Source organism: Herpetosiphon llansteffanensis, assembly GCF_003205875.1.
In the GTDB taxonomy this organism is placed as follows: domain Bacteria; phylum Chloroflexota; class Chloroflexia; order Chloroflexales; family Herpetosiphonaceae; genus Herpetosiphon; species Herpetosiphon llansteffanensis.
Window position 1 is genome coordinate 150,983 of sequence record NZ_PUBZ01000136.1, and the last position, 19,620, is coordinate 170,602.

Genomic DNA, 19,620 nt, shown 5'->3' on the forward strand with positions numbered 1-19,620 from the left:
TTTTTGAGGAGTAACCATGAACGGTCAACAACGCAGCGCAATCAAACCAGGCCTCCAAGTGGCGATTGTGCTCAAGCACGATCAGGCAACTGGCAAAACGACAACCGGCATTGTCAAAGATATTTTGACCAAATCGCCAAACCACCCGCATGGCATCAAAGTGCGCTTGGTCAGCGGCGAAGTTGGGCGGGTCAAGCAGATTTTGAGCACGCCGAATGCGTAGAATCGCCTTGGTAACCCACCCTGAATCGCAGCACCATGTTGAGCAAAAAGTTGGCGGTTGGTATGACACAGATTTGACGGAGCGTGGCCAGCAACAAGCCAAGGCAATTGCGATGGTGTTGGCCGCAGAATTGCCCCTAGCCAGCCCAATCTATAGCTCCGATTTGCAGCGCACAGCCCAAACAGCAGCCTTGATTGCGCACAGCTTGCATAGCCAAGTTGTGCTCGATCAGCGCTTGCGCGAGATGAGTTATGGTGCTGCCGAAGGTCGCGATCAGGCTTGGTTTGATCAGCAGATCGTTTATCCGCCACAGGCCGAAGGTCGGCTTGATCATCGGGTCTACCCAAGCAGCGAGAATCGGCGCGAAGTAGCATCCAGAATATACGCCGCCATGGACACGATTATTAACTCAGCAGCGCAACAGTTGGTGATTGTGACCCATGGCTTTGCTGCTAGCTTTGTGATTGCCGCGTGGCTTGGTATGCCAATTGAGGCGCTCGGCTCAGTCGCATTTCAGGTTAATTCGGGCAACATTTCGTGGCTAACGCAAAGCGCACCATTTCATAATCGCACGCTGTATCAACTTAACGATACCCGTCATTTGAGCAATCTTTATGGCGATTATGCATAATCTATCCTTTTAATAACCCAAAAGGCGGTTGCTAAACATGTCATTATGGCATAATAACCCCAAAGTAATTCTAGAATTGGATGAACCGCAATTAATAATCCTAAGCCTAATAAGACAAATACAGTAATAATCACCAATACTTGCGTTCTTATTGGCTTTTGAGGCCGAGTAATATTTGCAGCTACATCCTGCGACATTGACATGCCAGTGAAAAATAATGTTGCGCCAGTAATTGGAACAAATAGCAGCGATAGCCACATAATCGCACCATCGGTATTATTTTGGCGATTTGAATAAGCAGATTGGCTACGATTATCAGCAATGCCTTCAAAGCTGGACAGCGTAACAGTTCCTGCAGACATTTCGATTGAGCCACAAGCTACAAAGGGAGAGAAGAAGAGAAAAAATAAAAGGAATCCAGTAATCATCATCGCTCGCGTTGAAACCTCAATTGTTGAGAGGCTTTGAATGAGTTGGTAGCCATAATTTGGGGTTGTGCCGATTGATGCTGCAGGCGGTGATCCACTCAGCCATTCATTGCAAAAACGGCATTTCTTCGCATCAGCCAAAATTTGCTCAGCACAATATGGGCAGCTTTTGGTGGCGGAAGTGCTGATGCTAACAGCGGCTGCTTGATTGATTGGCGCACTGGTCATTATTGGAGTTGGGGAAACCGATAGCTGCATATGCAATGCTGGAATTGGGTCTGGCTGATTAACAATAGGCATAATTTTTGCCTCATATTTCTGAAAAGCCAACTTCCAGGCAGAACTACGGTTAATAACTGAGGCATGCGGTTCTTTTCGAAGCAGTTTAATTATTCTCGTATGCGCCTCGGTACCGACCGCTGGACTCTCAAGTAATTCTAAAAGTGTTACAACAATTCGTGAATGAGTTTCATTTAATGCTGATAGCGTTCTAATATGATCGATTAATGCCGAGCCTTCTGCTGTCTTTAAGTCATTAACAATTTGATTGACTTTTGAAAAAGATATATCACTCATAATACTCCAGCTCCTAGGTTATTGCATCTGGAAGAATGAATAGTACAGTTAACAGCATGTACCGCATTATACTGTTAACTGTGAGAAAATTTACTTTATTGATTGGTTTTGATTGATAGGATTATCATAGCAGATACAGTTTGGCATATCAAGCTTTTTTGCATTTGGTAGCATTTATTTGTTAGCCATTATAAAATCTCAATCCTGTTATCTGCTACTTGACAGTGATTCATGCGATTCTTTAAAATAGCAAGGCTGTGCTATTTGGATAGGAATGGAGCACCAGAATCATGGATATTGATGCGCTGTGGGAATATGCTGATCCTGCTGCGAGCGAGAGTCGATTTATTCAAGCCTTGGCTGAAACAACGGGCGATGATCAGCTCGAACTAATGAGCCAAATTGCGCGAACCTTTTCGTTGCGTGGGCGTTTTGCCGAAGCCCACGAACGGCTTGATCAACTTGAAGCTCAATTAAATGGGGCGAGTGAACGGCCTCAAGTGCGCTACTACCTCGAGCGAGGCCGCACCCATAATGCTGCTGGCGAACACGAAATGGCTCATTATTTCTTTAACCAAGCGTGGGAACTCGCCTCACAAGCAGGCTTGGTTGGCTTGGCGGTTGATGCGGCGCATATGCTGGCGATTAGCAATCCTGGCAGCGAACAAGCCTTAAGCTGGAACCAACACGGCTTAGCCTTGGCCCGCAACTCAGCTGACCCCAAAGCCCAAGCATTAATTCCCGCCATGCTGAATAATGCAGCCTGGGATCTCCACGAACGGGGCGAGTTTGGCGCAGCTTTGGCCTTATTCAAAGAGGCAGAGCAAGCGTGGATCACCCGTGAACGCCCGCGCCAAATTCAAATTGCCCGTTGGTCGGTGGCTCGCTGTTTACGCTCGTTGGGCGACTATCAGCAAGCACTCGCCTTGCAACAAACGCTTGCCGCCGAATTACAAGCAGCAGAGATTAGCGATGGCTTTGTGTTCGAAGAAATTGGCGAGAATTTAGCGGCCTTGGGCGAGCACGAAGCGGCCAAACCCTATTTTGAGCAAGCGCTCAATGCTTTAGCCCAAGATCCATGGTTTGTGCAACATGAAGCAGCGCGTTTACTCAACCTCAAAATTCGCGCTGGCAAAGCCTAATATGGCCCAAGAAAGCGTGAACCATTAAAGTGAATCAGATGATCTGGTGCTTCGGCAATCCAGACTTCAGATTCCCATGAAATATCAGCTACAAAGCGTGCCATCTCGCGGCGAGTTGCAAAGGCTGTCACAAAAATTAAGCCAAGGTTGGCACGCTGAAAAAGCTGATTTAATTCATGATACCGTTTACCATCAACAGGGCCATGTCTCGTCACTGCCTCAACCAAAAAAAGCCAGTTTTGGTCTGGAGCATACAAAATAACATCAGGCATTTTGCCATGCAGATCAAGCTCAATGCCTAAGCGTTCAAATTCAGCCTGATCAACATAACCCCACTTTTGGCCTGTATCGCCAACATATAATAACTTGCCATTTGGCACATAGCGCGAACCAAAATCCTCAATAATTGCTTTAATCAATTGACTATGTTCACCAGCACTTAGATCAATATTTAAGTTTTGGCTCAAAGTGACGGGTATTCGCTGCATTTCGCGTAATTGGGCATAGTTTTTTTGGAGGCTTTGGCGAATTTTCTGAAAATGTGCTAATTGATATACCCATTGTTCACTATTAAATGTTTGAAATAAACTTAAAGCTTCAGGGGCAATTTGATAACACCATTTTGGGCTATTAATCGCCCGATGTGGCTGATCGGGATTAGCAACCACAATCCCTGCTTCAATAAATTGATGCATGGTTTGGCGACGAAACGTTTCGCGGGTGTTAGGTGCGTATATTTTGGCATAATGTAATCGGCACCAATCCATTATGGGCGTAATTCCAATTAATGGTGCACTGGCTTCATGCCACGCTTGGATTGGATTAAGATCAAGTAATGCTAACAAGGTTAATGCTGATCGTTCATTTTCCTGGGCTAGGGGGAAATCTAATAAGCTTAGAATTTTTTGGGCTTCTTGACATTTTTGCTGCCTTAATTGCTCATTATTCATACAAGCGCAACCTCTTTAACCCATTTATCGATCGTTAATTGATCGGGATTGGGTTGAGAATCAAGCTTCTGGCCCAAATTAATGAGTTGCAATTGGCTTGGATAGCGTAATGCATACAAATCACGTACATTAACTTGAGTATGACCGCTAAATTGACGAAAGCAAGTATCGTAAAACGTAGAATTAAGATACAGTGCTAGGCCTTGCGCCAAGTGACGATTAAGGCCATTTTTGGCAGTATGAATCACATTCAAATGATTTTCAATCGCTAGATAGTTGGTAGCTTGAATTTCTGGATGATACACTGTGGCTTTAACTCGCCGCACTTCTTCTTTGCTTGAAAAGCGCCGAATCAACACATAGCTGCCATTATTTGGATACAACCACTTCATCACCGCTGTATCCTGTTTAATCGCATTCGGTTTATTGCTAGCTACAATCGGCCATTCAACGAAGTGTGAGCGACAATGGATTGGATAAAACAGCGGATAGGTATCAGTAGCAGGTTGATCGCGGAGATGTTGCGCAAGCCGAAAATCGACAACCGGCCCGGTTGATGCTTTTAATCCCAAATCGTCCAAAGTACATGGCAATTGTTGCATCAACTGTATTGTCTGATCGTTATGAATCTCAGTTGGCAGATGAATAAACTGCTGAGGATCGAGGGGCTGCACAAGCTGGGCAAAAGGAATTTCCCGCTGCTTAATTGAACTCAGTTGATTCAATGGAGTTTGTGAGATGATGACACTAGCTTGTTGTTCGTGCTTAATCGCATGCAGCACAACTAATTCTTGGAGGACAGCATTATCTTTAAATGGCTCAGTTCGACTATCGAAACTATGAATTTGCCTAATTGCCATCTGCTTAAGCAACATTGAACGAAACGGCTTGAAATAGACTCCATTACAAAAACTACGCGGAACGATTGCAACTAATTCACCCAATGGAGCCAATAAGTGGATGGTTAATGCTAAAAATGCACTATACAGATTAACCGTTTCAATCTCAACGCTACGCAATAATTTTCGTGTAAGTGAGCTATTTTGAATTTTTTTGTAGGGTGGATTGAGAATGGCATGGGTATAACCATTATTTGCTTGCCAGGCAGCTAATTGAATCTTTTGAGTCGCTGCCTGGATAAAATCGGTATTGAAAATAGTCGTTTGACATTGGATCGCGGCCTTCGCTGCAACCTGCTGGCAAGTCTCCAAGGTTGTTGCCAATTGCGGCATCAGCAAGTCATCAATTTCATAAGCATCGATTGTAAGTGCTTGAATTGAGGCTTGTTGGCTAAACCGCTGAACAAAGGCAGCGATTAATGAACCAATGCCAGCCCCAGCTTCAAGTAAGCGTACTCTTGGCTGATCTGACGGTTTAAACAGACTCGCCATATACTCGGCAATTGGGGCAGGGGTCAGAAATTGGCTATAGTTCGCACGCTGCTCAGGCTTGATCAATTGATCAACCACTAAGCGGCGTTGATCAACATGCTCCATGAGATCAAAATGGGTTGTTATCATCAGCCAATGCCTCACGCGTAAACACCAATGTGCTAAGTCTCTATCATAGTAGAATTTTGTTTTTTAGCCAATCTCGCTTTTTATGCCGAGCCTACCGATTAGCTAAAATTGCTGATTACAAGGCATTGATTTGCGTTCGACACTCCCATTAAACTGCGCTATAATCCAAACAAGTTTCTGGAGTTGCTGATTCGCGAGCCTCTGATCAGAAATTTCTGATCGGCAGGTGATATTTGTGTTTACAACCATGAGCACTGCACCGCGTGATTGGTTGGCAAGTCGGGCTGAGTTTCCGATTTTAAGCCGCAAAACCTATCTCAATACCTGTTCGCTTGGCGCATTGAGCACCCGCGTACGTTCGGCAGTTAATCAGCATTTGGATTTATGGGAAGAGTACGGGGCTTCTGCTTGGTATAAGATTTGGCTTGGCGAGTGCGCTGGATTGCGCGCCACCACCGAACGCTTATTCAACGCGCCTGCTGGCTCGGTGGCCTTGGCTCCTAGCGTTGGCGTGGCGCTCTCAGTGCTGGCCAGTGCCTTGGATTATCGCCAACGGCCCAAGGTTATTTCAACCGTCCTTGATTTCCCAACAATTCCCTATCAATGGTTGGCACATCCCGAGGTCGAGGTGGTGCTTTTGCCCTCGCCCGATGGTGTGCATGTGCCGCTCGAAGCCTACGAGGCCGCAATCGATGAGCGCACAGCCTTAGTGGCAACCTCGCATGTCTTTTTTGCAAGTGGCACGATTCAGCCAATTGCCGAAATTGCCAAACTGGCGCATTCCAAAGGTGCGTTATGTCTGATCGATGGCTATCAGGCGGCGGGCCAAGTGCCAATTGATGTCGTTGCCAGCGATTTGGATTTCTACATGACTGGTGGCTTGAAGTGGCTGCTTGGTGGCACGGGCATTGTCGAATGCTATGTGCGGCCCAGTTTGATTCCACAGCTTAAGCCTACGGTTGCTGGCTGGTTTGGTCATGCCAAACAATTTGCCTTCGACCCGAATAACTTTGAGTTTGCTCCCGATGCGCGGCGCTTTGAGGTTGGCACGCCAGCCTTGGCGGCGGTGTATGCTGGCCATGCTGGCATGCAAATTATCCTTGAGCATGGGGTTGAGGCAATTCAACAACGCACCAGCGAGCTAGTGGCCTATTTGGTGGCCAAGCTGCGCGATGCAGGCTATCAATTAACGATTGCTGGCGACCCACAGCAGCATGCAGGGATCGTGATGATCCAAAGTGCCGAGCATGCCAAGCTGGTCGCCGCCTTGGCTGAGCAGGGGATTATTGTTGATCACCGGCCTGGCCATGTGCGGGTATCGCCATTTTTCTATACCGTAGAACCAGAGCTTGATCTTTTTGTGGAACGCTTACAGGCTCTCAGCCAGTAATTTGGAATTCAGCATCAATAAGGAGGTTACGTGTCCACTCGCACGATTTTGGACCGTTATCAAACGAGTGCCTCGTATCTAGCGCGCATTTTACTCCGTTTTTCGGGCTTGTTGCTCACGGTGTATATGCTGACGTACATTTGGGAATTGAGCACGGTTATTCGCACCAGCGACGAACCTGCTGGCACCGCTGCGGCGGCCTTCAACACGGCGATGGCAGCGTATAACACAACCTTTTGGCATATTACCCATGCGGTGGTTGTGGCGATGGTAGTGTTGCATGCCCTGACTGGCTTGCGGGTTTTGACCCTTGAGGCTGGCATTGGCGCGCGCTTCCAACGCGCCTCATTCTGGCTTTCGTTGGTCTTGACGGTGGCGCTGTTTGTGCTGCTCTTTATTAAGATTATTGCCAATATCGCGGCATAACGGCTGGAAAGGAATCGCTTCAATGGTGCACCGAGACGTTATCAGCGTTACAAGCCGCGCGCAAAAGGTTAAAGTAGAACCTGGTGCGGGCACGCTGTTGTGGATTCTGCAACGCCTTTCTTCATATGGCTTGTTGCTGTTTTTGCCAATCCACCTGTATTTTACCTATTTCACCAAGCTAGATACACCAGTGCTGACCTATGAAGGCGCTCGTGAAACCTTCCGCGCATTTCCACTGTGGTATGTGCTCAACGAAGGGTTGTTGTTACTGTGTGCGCTGTTTCATGGCTTAAACGGCTTTCGCAATGTCATCTACGACTGGACAACCAATAGCGCTGTGCGTCATACGGTCAACTTTGTGTTGATTGTCTTGGGTATCGCTGGGGCAATTTTGGGGTTCTGGACGTTGTGGGCTTTGGCATAAGGAGTGTCGTCTGTGATTCAGCATGATGTAATTGTGGTTGGCAGTGGCATCGCTGGGATGCGCTGCGCCCTTGAAATTAAACGCAGTGCGCCGCAAGCCAATGTGGCAATTGTGACCAAACAATATCCGGTGCGCGCCGCTTCGGTGGTCGAACGCACTGGCATTGCTGCCGCCTTAGGCAATAGCAGCAGCGATAGCGTCGAAGCGCATATTAGCGATACACTGGCCTATGGCAAAAGCAATAATGCCGCCGCAGTTAAGGCGCTGTGTGAGCTAGCTCCCGCTGCTGTGTACGAATTAGAGCACATGGGCTTGCCATTTAGCCGCTTGAAGAGTGGCCGCATTGCCCAACAACCAGCCTATGGCCATAGCCAGCCACGCTTGGCCAACGCTGGCGATCAAACTGGCCATGCGATTGTCACGACCTTGTATGGCGAAATCGTGCGCTTTGGCATCCAAGTCTATCCTGAGCAGTTTATGCTGGGCTTGGTGGTCGATGGCAAAAACGTGCGTGGCGTGAGCGTGCTCGATATTCGCAGCAGCGAAATTAACATTATCAATGCCAAAGTAACCGTGCTGGCAACCGGCAGCTATGGCCAACTGTATGCTAATTCAGCTGATTCGTATGCCTCAACTGGCGATGGCCATGCCGCCGCTTTGCGCGCTGGCATCAACCTGACGGGCATGGATCTGGTTACTTTCCATCCGTTGGGCGTGGCCAACACTGGCTTGATTATCAACGAACGCGTGCTGGCCGATGGTGCACATCTGCTTAACGCTGCCGAAAAGCGCTTTACCAACGAGCTAGCCAGCTTTGATGTGGTGGCTGCCGCAATCAATGCAGAAATTGCTGCTGGCAATGGGGTTGATGGTCATGTTTGGCTTGATGTTCGGCATCTGCCAACCAGCCAAATCCGTGAGCGCTATCCCCATGTCTTGGATTACGCCGAAGATTTCGCTGGCGTAAATCCCAAGCACGATTTGATTCCCGTCAAGCCAACCCAACAAGCGACGCTTGGCGGCTTGTCAACCGACCTCAACGGCAGCGTAGCAGGCTTCGAAGGCTTGTACGCGGTTGGGGCTTGTGCCAATAACGGCGTGCATGGCGAGCAAGCATTGCCTGGCAACGAATTGGCTGCTGCTGTGGTATTTGCCAAATTGGCAGGCGCAGCAATTGTTGCCAAATTGGGCAGCGCGGTGCATGGCAATGTGCCAAGCTACGCCACCAGCAACGCCAGCGATGAAGTCGAAGGCTTGTTTGGACAAAAAGGCGCACATAAACTTGGCTTGGTACGCAAAAACCTGCGCCACGCCTTTAGCAGCCAAAGCACCAGCAATGAGCAACAGGTTGGCTTTGTGCATAGCCTGCGCGACCAGTTTGGCCAAATTGGCTTGCACGATAAAAATCGCCGCTTTAATACTGAATTGCTCGAAGCCCTAGAGCTTGATCGGCTGCTTGATGTGGCCGACGCTGTGGCAAAAGCAAGCGTGGCTGCGCTCTAAGCGCTAGAAACCTAGTGGAGTAGTTTCAATGAAAGTAACATTTCGTGTGCCACGCTTCGATGCTGCCACCGATTTTACCGCAAAATATCAGATCTACCACGTCGAGGTAACGCCTTATACCACGATTCTTGACGCTTTGAACATTATCAAAGAAGAGCAAGATAGTACGTTGGCGTTTCGCCGCGGCTCGCAATCGGGCATCGACGGCACGTGTGGCATGATGGTCAACGGGCGCAATCGTTTGGCCTCGACCACGCGCGTGATGGGCTTGAACGCAACCGAAATTGCCTTGGGGCCATTGCCCGGCTTTCCCGTCATTCGCGATTTGGTCGTGGATTTCGATTCGTTCTTTGCCAAAGATGCAGTGATGTTGCCCTATTTGGTGACCGACATCGCCAAGCCAGAAGATGGCAAAGAGCGCTTGCAAAGCCCCAAAGATGCTAACCGCATCGCCTTGGCTGCAACCTGCAACCAATGTGGCTGCTGTACCTCTGCCTGCCCAGTTCACTGGAGCAACGGCGAATACTACGGCCCATCGGCCTTGACCCGCGCCTATCGCTTTGTCGAAGATTCACGCGATACCGCCATCAAGGCACGCTTGGATATTGTTGGCTCGGAAACTGGCGTTTGGCGCTGTCACACCATTTTCAACTGTTCGGAATGCCCCAAAGCCATTCCCAACGGCGAGAATATTCAAGCCCTCAAGCGCAAAATTATGCTCAATAAGATTGGGCTTGGGCGGATTGAAGTTAAAGTTGCTCGCACCGAAGCAACTGTCTAAATTGCATGAGCGGGCAATCACCACGACAAACTATGCTGCGCCGTTGGCTCAAGCTGTTTGCCGTGGTGATTGCCCGTTTGGTTCAACACTTCGGCAAATCACCAAACCATTTAGCAATGAATGTAGATCAAGAACCACCTATGCTTAGCACCGCAACCGATCAGCCTGAGCTTGCAGCCGATGTTGTCGTCGATCAACCGCTTGCTGCTCCAGCAGCATTGATCGAGCAAATCGATCAGCCAAGCCCCGAGCCAACCCTAAGCCCTGAGCATTTGCACCCCGATTTATTGCTGCGTGCCGAAGCAGTGCTATTTGTGGCAGGCGATGCGGTTGAGTATGCAACCTTGGCCAAAGCGCTCGAATTGCGCGAGCACGATCTGCCATTGCTGATTGCCGATTTACGCCAACGCTTCACTGGGCGCGGCATTCGCTTGCAAGATCAAGCTGGAACGTTACAGTTGGTCAGCGCACCAGAAGCCACTAGCGCACTCGAACGCTTTTTAGGCGTGAGCCAACCACAAAAACTCTCGCCAGCAGCGCTCGAAGTGCTGGCAATTATCGCCTATCGCCAACCAGTCACACGGGCTGGGCTTGAAGCAATTCGCGGCGTGGATTCAAGTGGTGTGGTGCGTTCGCTCTTGGCACGCGAGCTGATCTACGAAGTTGGTCGAGCAGAAACGCTTGGCCGCCCAATGCTCTATGGCACAACCAGCCAATTTTTGCATATTTTTGGCATCACCAGCCTTGCTGAATTGCCAGCCTTCAATTTTGAGCGCCAAGCCCCAGCCGACCCCGACGCAGCCCAAGAACGGTTGTTTTAAGTCGTCCAGAGGCAGCGGGGGCGGTATTAAGATCCCCTCACCCCAACCCCTCTCCCGTGCGCGGGCGAGGGGCTTTAATGCTGTGGCTCTTGCGTAATTTGTTGGTGAAATGGTCGAGAGGGCGGTGTTAAGATGCCCTCACCCCAACCCCTCTCCTGTGCGCGGGCGAGGGGCTTTTTCATCCAGATCGCTGGGAAATCATCGTTGACTCCCCCTCGCCCGCGTAGAGTAAGAGCAGGCGAGGGGCTTTAAGCCCGTGGTTCTGCGCAATTCCTTGGTGAACACCATCGTTGACTCCCCCTCGCCCGCGTTCAGTGGGAGAGGGGGCTGGGGGGTGAGGGAACATACCCTACACCAACGGTGCTGCTTCTGCTGGCTCGCTAACAATCGGCTCTGGTTTGGCCGCATGGGGCAAGGCCTTGAACAATTTCAGGCCCCATTGCACCGCTGGGCCGATGCTCACTGCAAACAGCAAGGTTCCCCAGCCAACATCGCCGCCCATGATCCAGCCCAAAAAAAGCACCGAAAGCTCGATGCCAGTTCGGACATGGCGCACTGGCCAGTTGAAACGTTGCACCAAAAACAGCATAAAACTATCGCGTGGGCCAGCACCCATATTAGCCCCAATATAGGCTCCGATGCCAATGCCACACAGCAGCAACGCCAACAGATAGTAGCCCAATTGCCATGGCCAGCTTGATACCATGGGAATCAAGGGCATGGTTAAATCGGTGACTAGCCCAATTAAAATAATATTGCTAATTGTGCCCCAGCCAAAGCGAATATCAACCAGCAGCAACATTGCCATCAGCGCAAAGCCAACCAATTCGCTGACCAAGCCAACTTTCAAACCAGTTAGTTTGTTAATCCCTTGGTGAAAGAGATCCCACGGCCCCAACCCAAACTGGCTCTGCATCATAAAGCTAATTGCCAGGCCATACATGCTCAAGCCAAAGATTAATTGAACCCATTGGCGAGCAGCAACTGGCCGAAAATCGAAATGGCGGGCGATAAATGAACCAAACATAGAGCCATCCTTGTGGAGCAATAAACCAATAGCATGTGTTTTAACAGATTGTCCTAGCGACAACGAGTGACAATTGGTAAACATGGATCAGGACAATTATACGCAACTTTGCTTGTAGGAGGATGGCGCTGCTTTTGCTATACTCGGCATAGGTTGCAAATTGGACTAGCTTTTTGGAGGTTGTATGCAGCTTCGTGACCGCTTAGGCTGGATGTTAAGTGGAATTTTGCTGGGAATGTTGTTAATGGTCAGTTGCGATGTGGTTACTCAATCGCCAACTGCACGGCCAAGCGTCGCCGATGCGGCAATTGTGCCGTCGAATGTGCCACAGTCTACGACCGCCGCGCAACTTCCGGTCAATCAAGCGTCGGTCGATGCCTATAGTAATGTGATTCGGGCGGTTTACAATCGCGGCAATCCCTCAGTCGTGCGCATCGATGTGCAAAGTAGCCAAGGCGAATCGCTTGGTACAGGCTTTGTGATCGATAAAGAAGGCCATATTGTGACCAATAATCACGTTGTGGGCAGCAGTAGCAGTGTTTTGGTCAATTTTATTGATGGCGAGGCAGCGATTGCCGATTTGGTTGGGATTGATAGCGATTCGGACTTGGCAGTGATTAAAGTGCGCAATCCAAATCCCAATATCTTAGTGCCAGTTGAATTTGGCGATTCGTCAGCGATTCAAGTTGGTGATGTGGTGGTGGCAATTGGCAATCCCTATGGCGAAAATCGCACCGCCACAGCAGGCATTATCAGCGCAATTCGCGGGGCCAAGAATGAAGGCGGCGGCAGCACGTTCTCAATCCCCGGCGTGCTGCAAACCGACGCAGCGATTAACCCGGGCAATTCGGGCGGGCCGTTGTTCAATAGCCAAGGCCAAGTGATTGGGGTCAATACCTTTATTCTCGACCCATCAGGCCGTGGCGCGAACATCGGCTTGGGTTTTGCAGTGCCAGCCAATTTGGTCAAACTGGTTGCGCCAGCAATTATTCGTGATGGCAGCTATACCCACCCATTCCTTGGTGCAGCCTTGGCCAGCGCCGATAGCTACTTCGCCGAAGCTAATAACTTGCCAAGCAAAGGCGTTGTCATTACCCAACTCTACGAAGGGCCTGCGGCTCAATCAGGGTTGCAAGTTGGCGATGTGATTGTGGCTGTCAATGGCCAAGCAGTGCTCGAATCTGGCGACGTGATTGCAATCTTGGAGCTAACCACCAAACCAGGCGATCGGATTACGATTTCGGTGGCCGAGGGTGGTGGCCGGACGCGCGATGTGCAAGTGCAAGTTGGCGCTCGCCCAGGCCGCTAAATCAGGTGTTTCCTCACCCCCCGACCCCCTCCTTTCAAGGGTAGGTTTTTAACAATTGATGGTGGCATGGTGCATTCCCTCACCCCCCAGCCCCCGCTCCCACGAAAACGCGGGCGAGGGGGAGCCGCCATTTTTACCACGAATTCCGCAAAAAACCATGGAATTAAAGCCCCTCGCCCGCGCACGGGAGAGGGGTTGGGGTGAGGGGATCTTAATACCGACCCTTGTAAGCCGACCCCCTCTCCCACGAAAACGCGGGCGAGGGGAGCATCGGTTTTCAGCATGAATCATAGCAAAACCACGAAATGAAAGTCCCTCGATCGCACCGTGGCTGAGGGGTTTGGAGTGAGAGGATCATTGCATTTACCTCTTTAGCCCTAGCGCCACGCGTTAGGGCTTTTGTTACAATACAAGTTAGGTCTAGCGAAAGGGGTTCTGTGTGTCGATTCGTACAACATTGGTTGATCTGACCATGCGTTTGGTGGCAATTCCAAGTGTTTCAGCAGAAAAGCGCGATTTACAGCCAGTGATTGATTTAGTGGTGGCAGAATTAGCCAATTATCCAGCGGCGCAGTTGCATCATCGCGATGCGAGTGGCTACCCGATGTTGGTGGTCAATTTCAGCCAAGAGCTGACCAGCGATATTATTTTGAACGCCCACCTTGATGTTGTGCCAGCCCGGCCTGAGCAATGGCAAGCCTTCGAGCGCGATGGCAAATTGTATGGGCGTGGCACGCAAGACATGAAGGGTTCTGCGGCGGTCTACATTGAAATTATCAAAGAAATTGCCCAATTGCCTGCCGAGCAACGCCCTAGCGTAAGCTTCCAATTTGTCACCGATGAGGAAATTGGCGGGGCCAATGGCACAGCTTTGTTGCGCGATGAAGGCTGGCATGCCAATTTATTTATTGCTGGCGAGCCGACCAACCTCAATATTTGCCACGGAGCCAAGGGTATTTTGTGGTTGGCGGTTGAGCAACCAGGTGTGCCTGCTCACGGTTCGCGGCCTTGGGAGGGCGTGAATCCAATTGAGCGCTTGGCTAGTGGGCTTGGCCGCTTGTACGACTATTATCCAACGCCTGAGCAAGAAATTTGGCGCACCACGGTTACGCCGTCGATCATCAAAGGTGGCGATGCTGGCAATCGGATTCCGGCCAACGCCCAGCTGAATCTCGATATTCGCTGGACTCCAGAAGAAGGTGCAGATGCAGTGATTGATAATGTGAAGCAAGCCTTTGCCACGCCCAGCGAGCCGAATGCCAATGTGCAAATTTTGCATCGCGGCACGGCGCTGAATACTGCTGCCGAGGAGCCAAATTTACAGCGCATCGTTGAGGCGCAGCAAACCAGCCTTGGCCGCGAAGCCCAACTATTTCGCGAGCATTTTGGCTCCGATGCCCGTTTCTACAGCGATGCGGGAATTCCAGCAGTTTGTTGGGGGCCAGAAGGTGCAGGCCTGCACACCGACGACGAGTGGGTCAGCATCGATGGCTTAGTCGATTACTATCACGCGGTCAAAGCCTTGCTTGTAATGGAATAAGCATAATGTAAGGCGGAACCGCGAAGAGCGCGAAGAACACGAAGATCAGGCTTTGGGCTATTGGCTATTGCAATACCAAAAAACGTTCCGATAGCCCATGGCCCATCGCCTATAGCCATGGAATCTCTGCGCCTCTGCGTTAAGAATTGATCCACGAAGGGCTGAAACCGCGAAGGACGCGAAGAGCGCGAAGATAAGTTTTTGATGCACGAAGGCTTATTTTTGGCCACAGATTGGCACAGATTGTTTTGATTATTGTTCTATGCGCTCTGTTCTTCATCCTTCATGTTTCATCCTTCGGTTGCTCTGCGCCGCTGCGTTAAATTCAACAACTCGGTTCGTTATTACCAGCCCCCAGCCCCCAACTGCCGATCCCCAGCATTATGGTACAAACGCCCCAGTACGATACTCGATGATAAAGTCAGTCCAGAGCACCAGCGAAGCGGCGATAATGAACAGGCTGGCGGCAATCGCGCTGGCGCGACCAAAGCGCCCACGTTGGGCCAACGTTGCAAGGCCAACCCCGCCGCTCAAGGCCAAGGCAGGCAAGATAAACAGCCACCAACGCACGGTTTGCTCCGACCAAATCAACGAGCTAAGCGAAAGCACAAAGGTTGCTAGCCAAGCCCAAATTGGCGTTGCCAAGCATGCTAAACCATGGCGCAAGCTGAATGCTCCACCCAAACCGACCAACCAAAACCAAGCAGGAACCCGCCCGTCCAGCGCAATCAGATCGTTCCAAACTACGCCCCACAATTTTTGGCCGAGCGGTCGCGGCGCTGGGCAAATTACGCCATTGTTGGCAAGGGTTGGGTCGCCCAAGAAATTGCTGTAATACAAGCCAACCGCCAACACCACCGCACTCGTGCCAATCACCACCAAGCGCCCAAGCACCGACCATTGACGTTGCCAAGCCAAAAATCCAGCCAACGCCACGCCCCACAAGCCAAGCGACAACATCGTGCCGCTATGCTGTAAGGCCGCTACCGTTAGGCCAGCGATGAGGGCTGGTTGCCAAGCTCGCGGCTGATTGCTAGCTAGCCACAGCCCAAGCCAAGCCACCACAGGCAAGGCAAGCGCCTGCCCAAGCACATTGCTCCATTCACCAATCACCATTGCCCGCAACATCGCCAATGGCGCAAGATAGAGGCTGGCCGCCCATAAAGCCGCTCGCGCCGGAGTTCGTGCATCGCGAGTGCGATCAACCAACCACCACAGCAACGGAATAACCATGGCATCGGCAAACGCTCCAACGACTTGAATCAAAATGCCACGATTGAAACTTGCTGGCAGCAAAACACTCAATGGTTGGGTGATGAGATAGGTGCCAGGCGGATAGGGCGAACGGCCAGCGCCCGCGGCACAGGGCAAGCCTTCGGTAAACAGCAAATCGCCAGAGCTGGTGCTGGCAAGATTATTGACGTTCAACAGCAGATCGCTAAAGTTGGTTTGCGGATGGCGAATGCCAATCAAGCGTAGGGCCAAGCCAAGCGCCGTCATACCAGCAACTAAGGCAATTTCAGGGTTTTGGCGACGTTCAGCCAACCAGCGCCCCAGCCCTACCACCAGCAAACAGCCCAGGCTAATTGTGCGCAATTGGCCTGTATCGAGCGTGATGATCGTGCGCACGGTTGCCAGCAACACACCTAAACCGCTACTCGTGACAAGCATCGCGCCAGCAGCAGTCAGCGGAGCCAAGCCTGCCAGCGCCGCGCCCAAGCCAACCACCACCACCAACATCAATAAATCGAGCCAACCAGCCCATGGCATAAACCAAGTATGGCTAAGCGGCTGAACTTGCATGCGATACAAAACTACGCCCAGTAAACGTGGGTCGGGGCTGGCATTATAGGTGGGAGCTTGCAATTCGAGCCTGAGGCCACCATCGGCGCTAGCTGGGGCAAACATGTGCAAGGTTCGTTGGCCTGGTGGCAAATCGGTGCGAACTTCAGCACCATTGGCTGTGAGCAAAAACGGGGTTTGGGGCACTGATGGCGGCGCTAAACTGAGGCGAACAAGCTGCGCACTGCCATTCAGATAGGGCACATCAATCGTTGCTGCTGGCTGCGTCCAGCGATAGGTTTCAGTGGTGCTGAGATCAACTGTGGCCGGTTCGGGGGCATGTACATTGGTGAGATATGGCTGATCGTACATCAAGGCAAATTGCTCGCCCGACTCACCAATAACTAAATCGCCGCCAATCGCCAGGTTGAAGGGAACCAAACGTTGCCAACCAAGCCACAGCAATAGCCCAGCAACGATGCTGCTCAGCAAAATTACACGGGCATATCGACCCAGCGCCATATGCACAAACGCCCCTTAAAATCCACTACCACGAATAATCAAAAGAATGCCGACTACAATGATAATCGCCCCAAACATCTTTTCGAGGGTCAGCGTTTCGCCGACAAACCACCATGCAAACACAATCGTAGCGACATAGCTCAAGCCAAGCAAGGTATAGCTCAGCTCCAAGCGCCACCAAACCACGCTGCTAATCCACGCTACTACGCCAATAAACAGCAGCAGCATGCCCAGCCAAACTTGCCAACGCCGAATGCCATAGCGCAAGACTTGCAAGGTGCTTAAACGATTCGTATGTGCCAGTTGCACCCCAACCATGCCCGCCCGAACGATTAAATTGCCAAGCATCATTGCCAGCACCGCACCAATAATCCACCACGTTTGCATCATGTGTTTGCTCGTTGTATGTAGGGGCTGGGGATCGGTTGTTGGGGATCGGGTTTAATCTAAGAAAGGAATGAGGCTTTTGCCTTCAGGTTTTCATCCTTCATCCCTCATCCTTCATCCTTTCTGATCCCCGACCCCTGACCCCTCGTCAAATACTATGCCCACCGCGAAACAATAGGCTGACCCCAACTAGCACTAAGCCAATGCCAGCAAGGGTTTGCCACGACATGCCGCCGCCAAACCACCACCAATTGATCAACACCACAATAATCGTGGCGATGCTCCAAAGTGGGTAGAAAAAGCTCAATTGGCGGCGCGCTAGCAGCGCAAGCCATGGAATGAGCGAAAGCAAAATCAGGCCAATGCCCAAAATGCCCCAAAAACTTTGGCTGACCTGCCACAAGCTGCTTAGGCTATGCTGCGATGCAGTTATCAGGGCTTTGCGATAACACAATTGCCCAGCGATCAGCAAGCCAATTGCACTGCTAAACAAACGAATAGCAGTGCCATGCTCGCCAATTCCACGTTTAATCGACGCGGCTAAAACGGTAAACTGCATAATCACAAATTCCACTGCGAATCGACCAGCGGCGTTGGATGGTAAAGTAGGGCGCAAATAAACGGCCATAATCTTCGTCTTGGCGAATCGCATCGCCACGATCCAGCCAATGCATCAAACGCCCGGGCAAATTCCACCAATCTTGGGCTGGAATATCCTCAAGCATCAAAATTTCGCCACCAGGAGCCAAAACGCGGTGTAGTTCGCGGGCCGTAACTTGCGCCAATGCATCATCAAGATGGTGAATCACGCCCACAATTAAGGCTGCATCGAAACTAGCATCGCCAAAGGCTAAGGCATTGCCATTCATCACGCCAAAACGATGCTCGCTCAGCGTGGCGGCATAGCGCACATAGCCTTGCGAAAGATCAACGCCCATATAGCTGTGCTGCGGAAACGATGCAGCAAATTCACCAGTGCCACAGCCGAAATCCAAAAAGCGCCGCGGCTTGGTTTGCAGCCATGGCGTGAGTTCGTCGGCAATTGCGGCGCGTTCGCCAACATAATTATTTTCAACAATTCGCCGCAACGTGGCCCACAAAGCTGGGCGTTGGGCAATATTGGTCAAAAAAGCTTGCATGCAATATTCTCAATCTATAAATCTATCGTGTGATTATACCGAATGATTGGGTTTTTGGGCGAGGGTCAAAATCGATAGCCCAAAGGGAAAGCTTGCACCCGATTCGAGCCAACGAGCCTCGAAGTTCATTGCCGCGCCAAACAGTTTGTTGGCCAAGCGGCTTGGCAATTGCATCGCCGAGTCGCTGGTTGGCGCACTTGGCCGAACTCGCTCGATCAAGCGCTGCACCAAAATCAACGGAAACAGCACACTATTAATGTATGAACTGCGTTCAATCGTAAAATCGGCGGCCCGCAATAAGTGCTGAACTTCCTTATTTGTGTAGCGGCGACGGGTATGCACCGAGCGATCGTGGGCCGAATAGAGCCAATGATAGGCTGGCATGCGCAGCAAAACCCAGCCACCAGGCTTGAGCACGCGATAAATTTCTTGCAAGGCCGCCACTTCATCGGGTACTGCGCGATGGTACAACACCTCAAACGAGGTCACCAGATCAAAGCTTGCATCGCGATAAGGCAAGGTCAGCACCGAGCCTTGGGTCAGCGGTGCATCGGTTTTTTTGCTGCCCAACTGCACCGCCGCTTGCATCAAATCCAAGCCATAAGCTGGGCCATAATCACCTAATAAATAGGCGACGTTGCCCGCCGTGCCACAACCAGCGTCAAGTGCTCGCCAAGCGCGATGCACTGGCAACTGATCAAGCCAAGCTTGGGCGATTTGGCGCATGCCTACATACCACCAGTGTTGCTCCTCAACCGCCGCCATCACGCTATATTCAATATCTTCCACAATGTTGCCTTTTAGCAAGAACTCCGCAGAGACTATACCATAAAAGCCCCAGATAAAGTCAAAAAGCAAAAAGAACAGAGAACATAAAGAAAAAGGCAGAAGTCAAAAGTCAAAAAGAACAGAGAGCATAGAGCATAGAGCATATGGATTTAAGTTTAACGCAGAGGCGCAGAGCAAGCATGGTTATTGGTTGTAGGCTCGCGGAGGTTGGTTTGAAGTCACAATACTTCTTCCCATAGCCTAGAGCCTAGAGCCTATATGTAATGGTTCATCACGTTAACCACCGCCTGATCCCCTCACCCCCCAGCCC

Annotated in this window: 20 protein-coding genes; 11 read left to right on the plus strand and 9 right to left on the minus strand. The window is 50.8% G+C overall.

Features of this window, described 5'->3' with window-relative positions:
- Positions 1-16: 16 nt before the first annotated feature.
- Complete coding sequence (locus C5S61_RS22445; protein WP_110519072.1) at positions 17-223, plus strand: YwbE family protein; 207 nt, start codon at positions 17-19, stop codon at positions 221-223.
- A complete protein-coding gene (locus tag C5S61_RS22450; protein ID WP_110519074.1) occupies positions 216-854 on the plus strand; it encodes a histidine phosphatase family protein in 639 nt (212 codons plus the stop codon). Before C5S61_RS22445 ends, C5S61_RS22450 begins: the two co-directional genes overlap by 8 nt.
- On the opposite strand, the gene C5S61_RS22455 is transcribed toward C5S61_RS22450, so the two are convergent.
- On the minus strand, positions 845-1,858 hold the full coding sequence (locus C5S61_RS22455) for a hypothetical protein (protein ID WP_124033491.1): 1,014 nt from the start codon (positions 1,856-1,858) through the stop codon (positions 845-847). The two genes, C5S61_RS22450 and C5S61_RS22455, sit on opposite strands and share 10 nt — an antisense overlap.
- A 290-nt stretch (positions 1,859-2,148) precedes the next feature.
- Here C5S61_RS22455 and C5S61_RS22460 point away from each other — a divergent pair, with 290 nt between their 5' ends.
- Positions 2,149-3,000 (plus strand): tetratricopeptide repeat-containing protein, encoded by an 852-nt coding sequence (locus C5S61_RS22460; protein ID WP_110519078.1) that lies wholly within the window; start codon positions 2,149-2,151, stop codon positions 2,998-3,000.
- Here the strand turns inward: C5S61_RS22460 and C5S61_RS22465 are convergent.
- The gene (locus C5S61_RS22465) at positions 2,997-3,950 is read right to left on the minus strand and encodes a BsuBI/PstI family type II restriction endonuclease (RefSeq protein WP_110519080.1); all 954 of its coding nucleotides are present in this window, start codon (positions 3,948-3,950) and stop codon (positions 2,997-2,999) included. The genes C5S61_RS22460 and C5S61_RS22465 overlap by 4 nt on opposite strands.
- Positions 3,947-5,470, minus strand: coding sequence for an Eco57I restriction-modification methylase domain-containing protein (locus C5S61_RS22470; protein WP_110519082.1), 1,524 nt, complete (start codon positions 5,468-5,470; stop codon positions 3,947-3,949). Before C5S61_RS22470 ends, C5S61_RS22465 begins: the two co-directional genes overlap by 4 nt.
- 235 nt (positions 5,471-5,705) lie before the next feature.
- Here C5S61_RS22470 and C5S61_RS22475 point away from each other — a divergent pair, with 235 nt between their 5' ends.
- From C5S61_RS22475 to scpB, 6 genes are read left to right on the plus strand one after another with little or no spacing between them, the layout of a single operon-like run.
- Positions 5,706-6,860, plus strand: a complete 1,155-nt coding sequence (locus C5S61_RS22475) for an aminotransferase class V-fold PLP-dependent enzyme (protein WP_110519084.1) — start codon at positions 5,706-5,708, stop codon at positions 6,858-6,860.
- 30 nt (positions 6,861-6,890) lie between these two features.
- Positions 6,891-7,286, plus strand: a complete 396-nt coding sequence (locus C5S61_RS22480) for a succinate dehydrogenase/fumarate reductase transmembrane subunit (RefSeq protein ID WP_054536518.1) — start codon at positions 6,891-6,893, stop codon at positions 7,284-7,286.
- A 22-nt stretch (positions 7,287-7,308) separates the two neighbouring features.
- Entirely contained in the window at positions 7,309-7,710 is a 402-nt protein-coding gene (locus C5S61_RS22485) for a succinate dehydrogenase, hydrophobic membrane anchor protein (RefSeq protein ID WP_054536517.1), read from the plus strand.
- 12 nt (positions 7,711-7,722) lie between these two features.
- On the plus strand, positions 7,723-9,213 hold the full coding sequence (locus C5S61_RS22490) for an FAD-binding protein (protein ID WP_110519086.1): 1,491 nt from the start codon (positions 7,723-7,725) through the stop codon (positions 9,211-9,213).
- 28 nt (positions 9,214-9,241) lie between these two features.
- Entirely contained in the window at positions 9,242-9,994 is a 753-nt protein-coding gene (locus tag C5S61_RS22495) for a succinate dehydrogenase/fumarate reductase iron-sulfur subunit (RefSeq protein WP_110519088.1), read from the plus strand.
- 32 nt (positions 9,995-10,026) lie between these two features.
- Positions 10,027-10,815: an SMC-Scp complex subunit ScpB gene (gene scpB, locus C5S61_RS22500; RefSeq protein ID WP_205701464.1), complete on the plus strand. Its 789-nt coding sequence runs from the start codon at positions 10,027-10,029 to the stop codon at positions 10,813-10,815.
- A 349-nt stretch (positions 10,816-11,164) separates the two neighbouring features.
- Here the strand turns inward: scpB and C5S61_RS22505 are convergent, their stop codons facing one another.
- A complete protein-coding gene (locus C5S61_RS22505) occupies positions 11,165-11,842 on the minus strand; it encodes a YczE/YyaS/YitT family protein (protein ID WP_110519090.1) in 678 nt (225 codons plus the stop codon).
- A gap of 184 nt (positions 11,843-12,026) precedes the next feature.
- Here C5S61_RS22505 and C5S61_RS22510 point away from each other — a divergent pair, with 184 nt between their 5' ends.
- Both C5S61_RS22510 and C5S61_RS22515 read left to right on the plus strand, forming a co-directional pair.
- Positions 12,027-13,151, plus strand: coding sequence for a S1C family serine protease (locus tag C5S61_RS22510; RefSeq protein WP_110519097.1), 1,125 nt, complete (start codon positions 12,027-12,029; stop codon positions 13,149-13,151).
- A gap of 439 nt (positions 13,152-13,590) precedes the next feature.
- Entirely contained in the window at positions 13,591-14,691 is a 1,101-nt protein-coding gene (locus tag C5S61_RS22515) for a M20 family metallopeptidase (protein WP_110519099.1), read from the plus strand.
- A gap of 381 nt (positions 14,692-15,072) precedes the next feature.
- Here C5S61_RS22515 and C5S61_RS22520 read toward each other — a convergent pair whose 3' ends face one another.
- The 5 genes from C5S61_RS22520 to C5S61_RS22540 form a co-directional block, all read right to left on the minus strand.
- A complete protein-coding gene (locus tag C5S61_RS22520) occupies positions 15,073-16,995 on the minus strand; it encodes a putative glycosyltransferase family protein (RefSeq protein WP_110519100.1) in 1,923 nt (640 codons plus the stop codon).
- A 15-nt stretch (positions 16,996-17,010) separates the two neighbouring features.
- Positions 17,011-17,385: a hypothetical protein gene (locus C5S61_RS22525; RefSeq protein WP_110519102.1), complete on the minus strand. Its 375-nt coding sequence runs from the start codon at positions 17,383-17,385 to the stop codon at positions 17,011-17,013.
- Positions 17,386-17,530: 145 nt separating this feature from the next.
- The gene (locus tag C5S61_RS22530; RefSeq protein WP_110519104.1) at positions 17,531-17,941 is read right to left on the minus strand and encodes a hypothetical protein; all 411 of its coding nucleotides are present in this window, start codon (positions 17,939-17,941) and stop codon (positions 17,531-17,533) included.
- Entirely contained in the window at positions 17,910-18,521 is a 612-nt protein-coding gene (locus C5S61_RS22535; RefSeq protein ID WP_110519106.1) for a class I SAM-dependent methyltransferase, read from the minus strand. The genes C5S61_RS22530 and C5S61_RS22535 overlap by 32 nt, the downstream gene beginning before the upstream one ends.
- 33 nt (positions 18,522-18,554) lie before the next feature.
- Entirely contained in the window at positions 18,555-19,310 is a 756-nt protein-coding gene (locus C5S61_RS22540) for a class I SAM-dependent methyltransferase (RefSeq protein WP_110519108.1), read from the minus strand.
- Positions 19,311-19,620: the final 310 nt, after the last annotated feature.

Coding starts and splice junctions, on each gene's coding strand:
- C5S61_RS22445 (WP_110519072.1), top strand. CDS start 17: ATGAACGGTCAACAACGCAGCGCAATCAAACCAGGCCTCCAAGTGGCG.
- C5S61_RS22450 (WP_110519074.1), top strand. CDS start 216: ATGCGTAGAATCGCCTTGGTAACCCACCCTGAATCGCAGCACCATGTT.
- C5S61_RS22455 (WP_124033491.1), bottom strand. CDS start 1,858: ATGAGTGATATATCTTTTTCAAAAGTCAATCAAATTGTTAATGACTTA.
- C5S61_RS22460 (WP_110519078.1), top strand. CDS start 2,149: ATGGATATTGATGCGCTGTGGGAATATGCTGATCCTGCTGCGAGCGAG.
- C5S61_RS22465 (WP_110519080.1), bottom strand. CDS start 3,950: ATGAATAATGAGCAATTAAGGCAGCAAAAATGTCAAGAAGCCCAAAAA.
- C5S61_RS22470 (WP_110519082.1), bottom strand. CDS start 5,470: ATGATAACAACCCATTTTGATCTCATGGAGCATGTTGATCAACGCCGC.
- C5S61_RS22485 (WP_054536517.1), top strand. CDS start 7,309: ATGGTGCACCGAGACGTTATCAGCGTTACAAGCCGCGCGCAAAAGGTT.
- C5S61_RS22495 (WP_110519088.1), top strand. CDS start 9,242: ATGAAAGTAACATTTCGTGTGCCACGCTTCGATGCTGCCACCGATTTT.
- scpB (WP_205701464.1), top strand. CDS start 10,027: ATGCTGCGCCGTTGGCTCAAGCTGTTTGCCGTGGTGATTGCCCGTTTG.
- C5S61_RS22505 (WP_110519090.1), bottom strand. CDS start 11,842: ATGTTTGGTTCATTTATCGCCCGCCATTTCGATTTTCGGCCAGTTGCT.
- C5S61_RS22510 (WP_110519097.1), top strand. CDS start 12,027: ATGCAGCTTCGTGACCGCTTAGGCTGGATGTTAAGTGGAATTTTGCTG.
- C5S61_RS22520 (WP_110519100.1), bottom strand. CDS start 16,995: ATGGCGCTGGGTCGATATGCCCGTGTAATTTTGCTGAGCAGCATCGTT.
- C5S61_RS22525 (WP_110519102.1), bottom strand. CDS start 17,385: ATGATGCAAACGTGGTGGATTATTGGTGCGGTGCTGGCAATGATGCTT.
- C5S61_RS22530 (WP_110519104.1), bottom strand. CDS start 17,941: ATGCAGTTTACCGTTTTAGCCGCGTCGATTAAACGTGGAATTGGCGAG.
- C5S61_RS22535 (WP_110519106.1), bottom strand. CDS start 18,521: ATGCAAGCTTTTTTGACCAATATTGCCCAACGCCCAGCTTTGTGGGCC.